We start from the raw sequence: 11,289 nt of genomic DNA, 5'->3' as shown, positions 1-11,289 counted from the left end.
CGCCGCCGCCGATCCGATGGCCCCGCGCCGCGACGCCCCGATCTTCCGGCTGCAACGCCCCTCGACGCAGGCCGAGGCCGCGCCGACCGTCCAGGCCGAAGCCCAGCCCCAACCCGCCGCCGAGGCTCCGTCGGCCCCGGGCGGCGCCCGCTACTACTCGGTGCATCGTCAGGCCGGACGTCAGCCCGACGCCACGCCCCTGCCCGCGCCGGTCTATCTGGACGCCCTGCCGGTGGAGCTGACCTCCGCCCCCGCCTCGACCGACCTGGCCGAGCCGCCCGCCGCCCCCAACCTGATCCGCAACGCGAACGGCCGCCTCCAGGCCCTGCCCGCCAACGAAGACCCTGTCCTGCCATGAGCGACGGCGCCGCCCCTCCCCCGGTTCAGGACATCGCCTCGCGCCTGCCTGACCTGATCGCTCTGGCTCAGGAGCCGTCCAGCGAGAAGCGCCGCGCCCTGCTGCGCGAACTGACCGACTGCTTCTTCGGCGCCGCCGGACGCAGCGAGGCTGAAACCGCCCTCTACGGCTCGGTGCTCGGCGAGCTGACCGACGCCATGGAGCTGGCCGTCCGCGCCGAACTGGCCGAACGATTCGCCGCCGTCCCGGACGCCCCGCACCAGTTGATCCGCCGCCTCGCCAACGACGAGGCCGAGGATGTCGCCCGCCCCGTCCTGCAGGCCTCCCCAGTGCTGACAGAGGCCGACCTGATCCAGGTCATCCGCTCGCGCGGCCAGGGCCATATGCGCGCCGTCAGCCAGCGCGCCGTCGTCTCCGAGGCCGTGTCCGACGCCATCATCGACCGCGGCGACGACGAGACCCTGGGCGTGCTGCTGGGCAATGACGGCGCCCGGATGTCGCGCGCCGCCTGCGAGGCCGCCGTCGAGCGCGCCCGCGCCAATCCCGCCCTGCACGCCCCGACGGTCGAGCGCGCCAGCCTGCCGCCCGACCTGCTGAATGAGATGTATTTCACGGTCGAGGCCCGCCTGCGCCAGCGCATCCTGGAACAGAACGCCCGCATGGACCCGGCCCTGCTGGAAAGCGCCCTGGCCGCCGGTCGCGCCCGCGTCGCCACCGACGACGGCGTCCTGCCGCCCGACTACGCCGAGAGCCTGGCCTATGTCGAGGAACTGCGCGCCGCCGGCCAGCTGACCCCGCAGATACTGGCCCGCTTCCTGCGTTCGGGCGGACGGACCTCCTTCCTGATCGCCCTGTCGCAACTGGCGGACATCGACTTCCACACCGCCCGCCAGATCGTAGAGCGGCGCGAGCTGGACGCCCTGGCCGTGGTCTGCAAGGCCGCCGACCTGGACCGCGCCCTGTTCCTGACCTACGCCGTGGTCCTGCTGAACACCGACGGCGACGCCATGGGCAAGGCCCGCGCCTACGCCGGCATGTACAACGAACTGACCCGCGAAGCCGCCCTGCGCACCCTGCGCTTCTGGCGCATGCGCAAAGCCGGCCACGCGGCCTGACCGAGCCTTTCCTCCCATTTCATGGGGAGGAGAGCGCCCAATGCGCTCAAGCAGCCCGAAGGGCGATAGCGCCCCAACAATACAGAAACGCCCGCCTTCCTTGCGGAAGACGGGCGCGGCGTCCGACCTGAAAGGCCGATCTTACTTCTTGGCGCGGGGGGCGCGGGCCGGTTTGCGGCCGCCCTGGCCCAGGCCCATCTGCTTGGCCAGATCCGAGCGGGCCTTGGCGTAGTTCGGCGCGACCATGGGGTAGTCCTTGGCCAGGCCCCACTTCGCCCGGTATTCCTCGGGGCTCATATTGTATTTCGTGCGCAGGTGGCGCTTCAGCGACTTGAACTTGCGGCCGTCTTCCAGGCAGATCAGGAAGTCAGGCGTGATCGACTTGCGCACCGGAACCGCCGGTTCCTTGGGCTCGGGTTCGATTTCCACCGGACCAGAAGACACGCCCGACAGGGCCGCGTGAATCTGGGCGATCAGACCGGGCACAGCGTCGGCCGAGACGGTGTTGTTGCTGACATAGGCCGACACGATGTCCGCCGTCATTTCCAGCAGTTCGGGTTTTTCTTCCATGGGGGGATCGCCTGTTTCAAGAGCCAAACGCATTCGACTGATCAGACCCGACCCGTCGGAGGTTGGTTTCATACGTATGTTTGCTGATGTTGGCAATCCAAGCATAGAACATCGCCTGACAGGCGAACTGTTCTATTCGCATGAACTGAATTCAGTTGTCGTTTTTCACCGACCGAAGTTCTCTGCAAGGGCCAGCATGGCGGCCCGTTCGGGTGCGGAGTATTCGTCGATCATCTCTTCCTCGCCCTCGCGGATAGCCCGCAACAGGGCCGGCGTCAGGGCCGAGGACAGCGACCAGTTCCAGTAACGCAGCACCGTCTGGGCCCGATCGACGGCCAGCATCTCATAGGTGATCTGCACCCGCTCCCAGTCGGGATGGACCTCGCCGTCGGCCGTCAGTTCGGGCCGGCGCATGGCCCGCCACAGGGTCTGCAGGTCCAGCCGCGACAGGCCGGTGGCCTTGCACAGGATGGCCAGGGATTCGCCGCCCGCGTCGCCCATGATCTTGGCCGAGGTCAGCGGCTTGATCCCCGACAGGTAGCCGATCTCGCTGACCAGCTCGCGCGTCATGCCCTCGGCGGCGGCGGCGACGGCCGCCTCCAGCCCGCTGTAGGGGCTCTTGTCGATGGCGGCGCGGTTGCGCTGGCGGCGCTCGATGAACTGCAGGGCCTTGCGCGACACCGGGTCGGACCAGCCCTCGGCGGCGGCCAGGGCGAAGACGTCCTCGACGCTCTCCTGCAGCACCTCGCGCGACACGGCGAAACGTTGCAGCACGGCGCGGCGCTCCTCGGCCTCGCACCACCAGAACATGACATAGGCCCCCGACGGGCGCAGTTCGGGCCGGCGCAGCAGGGGGGCGCACAACCCCTTGCTCTGGCGGCTCAGCGCCACCACCCCCTCGACGGCGCCTTGCGACAGGCGCGCCGAGTTGTTCTTCAGCACCGCCTCGATGACGGCGTCCTCGCCGAAACTCAGCAGGGTCTCCGTCACCACCTCCGACAGGCCGCGCCTTTGGGCGATCAGCAGGCGATGCTCGATCTCGGCGTCGCGGGCGCAGCCGATCAGGTCGACGTCCGACAGGGCGGCGCACTGCTCGATCAGGGGCGCCGCCACCGACGGCTCGTCGCGCAGCAGCAGCCGCGTCAGGCTGTTGGGCAGTTCGGCCAGCGGGGCCAGACGCGCCGCCACCCGACCGCGCTCCTCGACCGGCGCCAGCCGCAGCATCTCGACCAGCAGGTCGCCCGTCACCGCCCGCTCGAAGGCGTTGATCCGGCTGGCGGGCAGGCAGACGACGTCGGCCAGCCGCCGCAGCAGGATCTGGCGGGCTTTCGACGCCTGCGGGGCGTCTTCGGCGGGAATGGCGGCCGGTAGAGACATGGCCCACGACCTTAGCGCGAGCCGGTTAACCGCGCGTGAGGGGCGAGCGCTCGTCTTAGCCGGCGTGACGGAGGGGGCGGCGCCACAGTCAACGCCCAAGGCCCAGAAGGACAAGGCAGCGTCGCCCCCTCCACCGCTGCGCGGCCCCCCTCCCCCTAAAATGGAGAGAAAAACAGAGCCGCCTACAGCCCCTCGAACAGGGCCGTGGACAGGTAGCGTTCGGCGAAGCTGGGGATGACGGCCACGATGGTCTTGCCGGCGTTTTCGTCCAGGGCCGCCTGACGGAAGGCGGCGACCAGGGCCGCGCCCGAGCTGATCCCGACCGGGACGCCCTCCACGCGAGCCACCTTGCGGGCCATGTCGAAGGCGTCCTCGTTGGACACCTGCTCGACCCCGTCGATCACGGCGCGGTCGACGATGGCGGGGATGAAGCCCGCGCCGATGCCCTGGATCTTGTGCGGGCCGGGGGCGCCGCCCGACAGGACGGGCGAGGCGGTCGGCTCGACGGCGATCATCTTCACCGAGGGCTTCTTCGCCTTCAGGGCATGGCCGACGCCGGTGATGGTGCCGCCGGTGCCGACGCCCGCGACGACGATGTCCACGGCGCCAGCCGTGTCGTTCCAGATCTCCTCGGCGGTCGTGACCTCGTGGATGACCGGGTTGGCGGGGTTGTCGAACTGCGAGGGGCTGACGGCGCCCGGCGTGCGGTCCAGCAGGTCCTGGGCCATGGCGATGGCGCCCTTCATCCCCTTCTCGGCCGGGGTCAGCACCAGTTCGGCGCCCAGCAGGGCCAGCATCTTGCGGCGCTCGATCGACATGCTCTCGGGCATGACCAGGATCAGCTTGTAGCCCTTGGAGGCCGCCACGAAGGCCAGGGCGATGCCGGTGTTGCCGCTGGTCGGCTCGATCAGCACCGAACCGGGCTTGATCTTGCCCGCCTGCTCCAGCGCCTCGACCATGGCCACGCCGATACGGTCCTTGACCGAGGCGATCGGGTTGAAGAACTCCAGCTTGGCCAGCACCGTGGCTTTCGGCTGATGCTCCGCCGTCAGATTCGGCAGCCGCACCAGAGGCGTGTCGCCGATGGTGTCGATGATGCTGTCATAGACGCGGCCGCGTCCGGCCTTCTTGTGACGGCTGGCGTCGTAGGCGGTGTCGGACATGGGGATCTCCGTGCAGCGAGTTCAGCGAAAACAGATAGACCTTTTAACGTCCGGCGAAACCGTCGACGACGCAGGAATTCTCACCTTGACCTTAAATCGGCTGCGGTCGGCGCGCGACGCCCGTCAGCCCAGCCCCCGCCGCGCCGGGTCGAACGGCAGCACTTCTCGAATGGAGATCAGAGTCTTGAAGGCCCGCACCCGCGCGTCGTCGTTCAGCACCTCGCGGGTGAAGACCTCATAGGCCTCCATGGTCGGCACGCGAACATAGAGGACGAAGTCGGTCTCGCCGGTCACGTACCAGGCGGCCTGGACCTCGGGTCGGGCGGTCAGCTTGGCGATCAGGGCGTCCAGCACCGCCGTCCCCTCGCGCTCCATCTCGACCAGGACGTGCATGGTCAGGGCGCGCGCCAGCCGGGCCTCGTCGATCACCGCCACGTCGGCGACGATCACCCCCTCCTCACGCAGACGGCGCAGACGGCGCGACACGGCCGATTCCGACAGCCCCACCTTGTCCGCCAACACCCGCGCGGGCTGCAGATTATCGCGCCGGACCAGATCCAGCAGCCGGCGGTCGAAATCATCGAGCGTGACGGTTTCCTGCATCTCAATTCATCCTGACGACTTTTTCTTGCATTCTAGCAGCAGATTTCAGCGAGAAACACAGACGGCTTTTCACTAGGTTCCCGGCCGATGTCCTCCCCGACCCTGCCCCTGAATTCGCCGCGCCTTTCGGCCGCCCTGCCCTATCTCGCCCTGGTCGGCGGGATGGTGTCGCTGGCGGTCGGCACCTCCTTCGCCAAGGGCCTGTTTCCGCTCGTCGGCGCTGAAGGGACGGCGGCTCTGCGCGTCGGCCTGTCCGCCCTGGTGCTGGTGGCGATCTGGCGACCGTGGCGGTTCCGCCTGACGCGCTCGGACGCCGGACGGGTTCTGCTGTACGGCCTGGTGCTGGGCCTGATGAACCTCAGCTTCTACATGGCGCTGCGCACCATTCCCCTGGGCCTGGCCATCGCCATCGAGTTCAGCGGCCCGCTGGCCCTGGCCCTGATCCACTCGCGCAAGCCGGTGCATTTCGCCCTGGTCGGCCTGGCCGTCGCCGGTCTGGCCATGCTGCTGCCGATCTGGAGCGGGGTCGAGGGACTGGACCCGGTCGGGGTCGCCTACGCCGCCTTCGCGGGCCTGTGCTGGGCCCTCTACATCGTCTTCGGCAAGCGATTGTCGCACATGCACGCCGGTCAGTCGGTGGCCCTGGGCATGAGCACCGCCGCCCTGATCATCCTGCCCTTCGGCGTCTCGAACGCGGGCGCCGCGCTCCTGGCGCCCTCGGTCCTGCTGATGGGTCTCGGCGTCGCCCTGGTGTCCAGCGCCCTGCCCTATTCGCTGGAGATGATCGCCCTGCGCCACATCCCCAAGCGCACCTTCGGCGTCCTGCTCAGCGTCGAGCCGGCGATCGGCGCGATGGCCGGACTGATCCTTCTGCACGAGCGGCTCAGCCCGATGCAGTGGCTGGCCGTCGGCTGCATCATCGCCGCCTCGATCGGCGCGGTCCTGACGGCGCCCAGGAGTCAGGCTCAAACCCTGGCCGAACCCGGCGCACCGGCCTGATCAGACGTCCATGAAGACCCTGTACGCCTGCCTGCGCACCCCCGTCGGCAACATCATCGCCGGCGCCGTCTTCGGCCTGATCCTCGCCGTCGTGATGCGACTGGCGATCCAGCGCGTCTTCTGACGGATCAGAACTCGGTCCATTCCTCGGACGGAGCGCCGTTGGCCACGGCCCGCAACCGCGCCCTCTGACCTTCCAGCGCCGGCGGCGGGCCCGACCGGGCCGTCATCCGGCGCACCACGCCGACGGGCGCCCCCTGTCCGGTCTGGAAGCGGCCGACCAGATGGGCCAGGCCCTCCGCCTCGGTCTTGAGGTTGGCGGCCGCCGCCGTGGTCTGTTCGACCATCGCCGCATTTTGTTGCGTCACCTGATCCATCTGGTTCACGGCCTGATTGACCTGACTGAGACCCGACGACTGCTCTTGGGCCGAGGCCGCGATCTCGGCCACCAGGGCGTCCATCTCGCCGACCTTGCCGGCGATGGCGTCCAGCGAGGCGCCGGCCTCGCCCACCAGCTTGACCCCCTGCGCCACCTCGGCGGCCGAGGCCGAGATCAGGGTCTTGATCTCCTTGGCGGCTTCCGCCGAGCGTTGCGCCAGGGCCCGCACTTCCGAGGCCACGACCGCGAAGCCGCGCCCGCTGTCGCCCGCCCGCGCCGCCTCGACCCCGGCGTTGAGGGCCAGCAGGTTGGTCTGGAAGGCGATCTCGTCGATGACGCCGATGATGTCGCTGATCTGGTCCGAACTCTTGCGGATGCCGTCCATGGCGGCGATGGCCTCGCGCACCACTTCGCCCGAGCGGTCGGTCTGGCCGCGCGCCTCGCCGGCGACGTTCGACGCCTGACGGGCGCCCTCGGCGCTGCGCTGCACAGTGGCGGTGATCTCGTCCAGGGCGGCGGCGGTTTCCTCCAGGCTGGCGGCCTGCTGCTCGGTGCGGCGCGACAGGTCGTCCGAGGCGCTGGAGATCTCGTCCGATCCGCCGCGCAGGCCCGACACCGAGTTCAGCACCTCGCCCAGGGTCCGGCGCAGGCTGTCGACCGCGCTGTTGAAATCATCCTTCACCCGGGCGTGGGCGCCGCTCATGTCCTGATCGATGCGCGCCGTCAGATCGCCGTCCGACAGACGCGACAGATTTCCGGCCAGGGCTTCCACCAGGGCGTTCTGCGCCGCCTCGGCGCTCAGACGTTCGGCCTCGCGCCGCGCGGTTTCCTGCTCGGCCAGGGTGATGTCCACGGCCAGCTTGATGACCTTCGTCGGGCAGCCGTCCGGCCCCATGACCGGATTGTAGGAGGCCTGCAGCCAGACCTCGCGCCCGCCCTTGGCGATGCGCCGGAACTTCGCGGCCACGAAGCGCCCGGCGTTCAGGTCGCGCCAGAAGTCGGCATAGGCCTGGGTGGCGACCTCGGCCGGGTCCATGAAGGTGCGGTGATGCTGGCCGCGGATCTCGTCCAGAGCGTAGCCCATCGTCTTCAGCAGGTTGTCGTTGGCGTCCAGAATAGTCCCCGCCAGATCGAACTCGATCACCGCCTGGGATCGGCTGATCGCGGCCATCTTGCTGTCGAGGTCATGGAGCTTCTGCTCCGCATCACGGTTCTGACGACCCTTGCCGAACATCCAGTCCGCTCCTTGGCGTTATGACTCGATTGATGAACGCACACACTACAATGCAACCTTAAGTTTAAAAACCTACAATTCTCTTGGATGGCGTGTAAGGGCGATCCCTTATCCCCGCTTCATCGCTCGTTAACCACGATGGGGCATCCGTTAACGGATGCATTTTTGCGGGCTGCGCTCGGAAGGCTCCGCCTTCTCGATCCGACGCAGCCTGAGGGGCCCCGCTTGCGTAATCTCGTCGCCGCCGTCGAAGCGATCGACCCGCTGGTCGTCACCGGCAAGGTGGCGGGCGTCAGCGGCCTGCTGATTGAATCGCGCGGCGGGCTGTCGCGTCTGGCCGTCGGCGCCCGCGCCGAGATCGAGCGCCGCGGACAAGCCCCCCTGCCCGCCGAGGTGGTCGGCTTCCGCGACGCCAAGGCCCTGCTGATGCCCTTCGGCCCGGTCGAGGGCGTGGCCCCCGGCGCCGACATCCGCATCATCGCTGCCGCCGCCAGCGTGCGCCCGACCACCGCCTGGCTGGGCCGCATCATCGACGCCTTCGGCCTGCCCATCGACGGTCTGGGGCCGCTGCCGCAGGGCGCCGTCCCCTATCCCCTGCGCGCCTCGCCGCCGCCGGCCCATTCGCGCGGCCGGGTGGGCGAGCGGCTGGATCTGGGCGTGCGTTCGATGGACGTCTTCACCACCACCTGCCGGGGGCAGCGCCTCGGCATCTTCGCCGGTTCGGGCGTGGGCAAGTCGGTGCTGCTGTCCATGCTGGCCAAGCAGGCCACCTGCGACGTCGTGGTCGTCGGTCTGATCGGCGAGCGGGGCCGCGAGGTCCGCGAGTTCATCGAGGAGACCCTGGGCGAAGAGGGGCTGAAGCGCGCCATCGTCGTCGTCGCCACCTCGGACGAACCGGCGCTGAAGCGGCGCCAGTCGGCCTATATGACCCTGGCCATCTCGGAATACCTGCGCGATCAGGGGCTGGAAGTCCTCTGCCTGATGGACAGCGTCACCCGCTTCGCCATGGCCCAGCGCGAGATCGGCCTGGCCGCGGGCGAGCCGCCGACCACCAAGGGCTATACCCCCACAGTCTTCACCGAACTGCCCAAGCTGCTGGAGCGCGCCGGTCCCGGCCCGATCCGCCCCGACGGCACCGAGGCCGGGCCGATCACCGCCCTGTTCACCGTCCTGGTGGACGGCGGCGACCATGACGAGCCGATCGCCGACGCCGTGCGCGGTATTCTGGACGGCCACATCGTCATGGACCGCAAGATCGCCGAGCGCGGCCGCTTCCCCGCCATCGACGTGCTGAAGTCGGTCAGCCGGACCCTGCCCGGTTGCCAGACCCCGCCCGAGCGCGAACTGAACCGCCGCGCCCGCCAGTGCCTGTCGGCCTATGCCAACATGGAGGAGCTGATCAAGATCGGCGCCTATCGCACCGGGGCGGACCCCATCGTCGACCGCGCCATCGCCCTGAACCCCGCGCTCGAGGACTTCCTCGGCCAGGACAAGGACGACCACACCAGTTTGAGCGAAAGCTTTGACCGTCTGGAAACCATTCTGAACCAAGGAATGGTGCAACCGTGATCAGGAAGATCTCCGCATGACCGCCTGGGCCCAATCCCTGATCCGCATCTCCAACTACGAAGTCGAGACGCTGCAGAAGCGCCTGGCCGAGGTCGCCGCCCGCAAGGCCGAGGCCGAGATGCGCGTCGCCGTCCTGGACGCCGAGGTCGAGATCGAGCGCCAGAACGCCCGTCTGGACCCGTCGTCGAGCCTGATGCTGCAGGCCTATCTGAAGGGCTGGGCGCTCAAGAAGGCCGACGCCGAGAGCGTCGTCGTCGCCATCGGGGCCGAGGAAGAAGGCGCCCGCGACGCCCTGACCAGCGCCTTCGAGGAGCTGAAGAAGTTCGAACACGTCGCCGAGACCACCCGCCTGAACAAGCTGATCGCCGTCGCCAAGCGCGAGACCGCCGCCTTCGACGAAATGGGTCTGAGGCGCCGTGCCGAAGGCTGACACGCCTCTCGATCCTCCCCCGCCTGCGAGGGAGGGGGACCATGCGCAGCATGGTGGAGGGGGCGGAACAGCCCTCCACCATTTGGCTTCCAACCGCCTGCCCGTTTCCGCCCCCTCCACCGCTACGCGGTCCCCCTCCCCCGTTTCGCTGCGCTGCTCGGGGGAGGATTTGTCCCGCCGCGCCTTCCTCGCCGCCCCCGTCGCCCTGGCCGCCTGCGGCCCCGGGGAAGCGGCGGCGCCCATGCCCGACGGCCCGGTCCGCCCGCTGAAATCCCTCGCCCCCTTCCCCGTCGGCGCGGCCTGCATGACGGGACAACTGTCGGACCCGGTCTGGGTGCGCCTGGTGTCCGAACACGTCTCCCAGCTCACGCCCGAGTGGGAGATGAAGATGGAGTACATCCTCCAGGAGGACGGCTCCCTCCGGTTCGACGCGCCGGACCGCATCGCCTGGTTCGCCCGCGATTTCGGGATGCGCCTCTTCGGCCACGCCCTGATCTGGTATGCGCAGGACCATCCCTGGTTCAGGGCCCTGACCGGCGACCGCGCCCGCTTCGCCGCCGAATACGACCGCTACATCGCCGCCGTGGCGGGGCGCTGGCGCAGCCAGATCGTGGGCTGGGACGTGGTCAACGAGCCGGTGACGCATGAGGGGCACGCCCTGCGCGACTGCGTCTGGAGCCAGGGCCTGGGCGGGACCGGCGCCTACATCATCCGCGCCTTCGAGCAGGCCAGGGCGGCCGCGCCCGAGGCGGTCCTGTTCCTCAACGACTATGACCTGGAGAACATCCCGGCCAAGGGCGCGACCTATCTGCGGCTGGTCGAGCGGCTGCTGAAGGCGGGCGCCCCGGTCACGGGCCTGGGCACCCAGAGCCACCTCGACATCGACATCCCCAGGGGCCAGGCCGCCGCCTTCATCCGCGAACTGGCCCAGTTCGGCCTGCCGATCCATGTCGCCGAACTGGACGCCTCGCTGCGCACCGGCGACCGCCTCAGGGACCTGCGGCCGCGCGTTCAGAAGATCGAGCAGCAGAGCGCCCGCGTCGCCGAACTGGCCGAGGCCTTCATGGCCCTGCCCCGCGCCCAGCAGTTCGCCTTCACCTTCTGGGGCGTGCGCGACACCGACAGCTGGCTGCGGCGCGGGTCCGAGGACGACGGCCGCGACAGCCCCCTGCTGTTCGACGCCCGGGGTCGGGCCAACCCGATGTTCCACGCGGTGGCTGGGGCCTTCTCCTGATCCTTCTCCCTCAAGGGGGAGAAGGACAATTGAGAACGCCCGCCGGTTTCCCGGCGGGCGTTCCAAACTCTGGTCCTGAGTGGAGGCTCAGGACCCGATCAGGCGGCGACGCTGACGGCGCCTTCCGACGGGTCGCGCAGGACATAGCCGCGGCCCCAGACGGTTTCGATGTAGTGCTTGCCGCCGGCGGCCGTCGCCAGCTTCTTGCGCAGCTTGCAGATGAAGACGTCGATGATCTTCAGCTCGGGCTCGTCCATG

The 11,289-nt window shown here is 69.2% G+C and carries 11 protein-coding genes and 1 pseudogene; 6 read left to right on the top strand and 6 right to left on the bottom strand.

Features of this window, described 5'->3' with window-relative positions; all coding sequences use genetic code 11:
- Together VGE49_RS11750 and VGE49_RS11745 are read left to right on the top strand one after the other, a co-directional pair.
- Nucleotides 1-358 (top strand): annotated as a pseudogene (locus VGE49_RS11750) (hypothetical protein); the annotation flags it as partial.
- On the top strand, nt 355-1,473 hold the full coding sequence (locus VGE49_RS11745) for a DUF2336 domain-containing protein (protein ID WP_331034732.1): 1,119 nt from the start codon (nt 355-357) through the stop codon (nt 1,471-1,473). The pseudogene VGE49_RS11750 and the gene VGE49_RS11745, both read left to right, overlap by 4 nt.
- A 141-nt stretch (nt 1,474-1,614) precedes the next feature.
- Here VGE49_RS11745 and VGE49_RS11740 read toward each other — a convergent pair whose 3' ends face one another.
- The 4 genes from VGE49_RS11740 to VGE49_RS11725 form a co-directional block, all read right to left on the bottom strand.
- Nucleotides 1,615-2,043, bottom strand: coding sequence for a Ros/MucR family transcriptional regulator (locus VGE49_RS11740; protein ID WP_184265541.1), 429 nt, complete (start codon nt 2,041-2,043; stop codon nt 1,615-1,617).
- A gap of 165 nt (nt 2,044-2,208) precedes the next feature.
- Nucleotides 2,209-3,420 (bottom strand): DUF2336 domain-containing protein, encoded by a 1,212-nt coding sequence (locus tag VGE49_RS11735; RefSeq protein WP_331034731.1) that lies wholly within the window; start codon nt 3,418-3,420, stop codon nt 2,209-2,211.
- A 182-nt stretch (nt 3,421-3,602) separates the two neighbouring features.
- Entirely contained in the window at nt 3,603-4,583 is a 981-nt protein-coding gene (cysK, locus tag VGE49_RS11730; RefSeq protein WP_331034730.1) for a cysteine synthase A, read from the bottom strand.
- 123 nt (nt 4,584-4,706) lie between these two features.
- Nucleotides 4,707-5,186: an Lrp/AsnC family transcriptional regulator gene (locus VGE49_RS11725; RefSeq protein WP_331034729.1), complete on the bottom strand. Its 480-nt coding sequence runs from the start codon at nt 5,184-5,186 to the stop codon at nt 4,707-4,709.
- An 87-nt stretch (nt 5,187-5,273) separates the two neighbouring features.
- Between VGE49_RS11725 and VGE49_RS11720 the strand changes: the two genes are divergently transcribed.
- A complete protein-coding gene (locus tag VGE49_RS11720; RefSeq protein ID WP_331034728.1) occupies nt 5,274-6,185 on the top strand; it encodes a DMT family transporter in 912 nt (303 codons plus the stop codon).
- Between the two features lie 128 nt (nt 6,186-6,313).
- Here the strand turns inward: VGE49_RS11720 and VGE49_RS11715 are convergent, their stop codons facing one another.
- Complete coding sequence (locus tag VGE49_RS11715; protein ID WP_331034727.1) at nt 6,314-7,798, bottom strand: methyl-accepting chemotaxis protein; 1,485 nt, start codon at nt 7,796-7,798, stop codon at nt 6,314-6,316.
- Between the two features lie 225 nt (nt 7,799-8,023).
- Here VGE49_RS11715 and fliI point away from each other — a divergent pair, with 225 nt between their 5' ends.
- The 3 genes from fliI to VGE49_RS11700 all read left to right on the top strand — a co-directional run bounded on the left by fliI (nt 8,024) and on the right by VGE49_RS11700 (nt 11,031).
- A complete protein-coding gene (gene fliI, locus VGE49_RS11710) occupies nt 8,024-9,367 on the top strand; it encodes a flagellar protein export ATPase FliI (protein ID WP_331034726.1) in 1,344 nt (447 codons plus the stop codon).
- Between the two features lie 16 nt (nt 9,368-9,383).
- Nucleotides 9,384-9,797 carry a flagellar export protein FliJ gene (locus VGE49_RS11705; RefSeq protein WP_331034725.1) on the top strand — a complete coding sequence of 138 codons (414 nt, stop codon included), beginning with the start codon at nt 9,384-9,386 and terminating at the stop codon, nt 9,795-9,797.
- Nucleotides 9,798-9,966: 169 nt separating this feature from the next.
- Nucleotides 9,967-11,031, top strand: coding sequence for an endo-1,4-beta-xylanase (locus VGE49_RS11700; protein WP_331034724.1), 1,065 nt, complete (start codon nt 9,967-9,969; stop codon nt 11,029-11,031).
- Nucleotides 11,032-11,129: 98 nt separating this feature from the next.
- On the opposite strand, the gene VGE49_RS11695 is transcribed toward VGE49_RS11700, so the two are convergent.
- Nucleotides 11,130-11,289, bottom strand: a 160-nt coding sequence (locus VGE49_RS11695; RefSeq protein WP_331034734.1) for a winged helix-turn-helix domain-containing protein, incomplete at its 5' end; no start/stop codon positions are given.

The sequence above is a fragment of the Brevundimonas sp. genome, assembly GCF_036405315.1.
In the GTDB taxonomy this organism is placed as follows: Bacteria; Pseudomonadota; Alphaproteobacteria; order Caulobacterales; family Caulobacteraceae; genus Brevundimonas.
The sequence above is the reverse complement of the archived record's forward strand: the minus strand, read 5'-3'. Positions and strand labels throughout refer to the sequence as shown.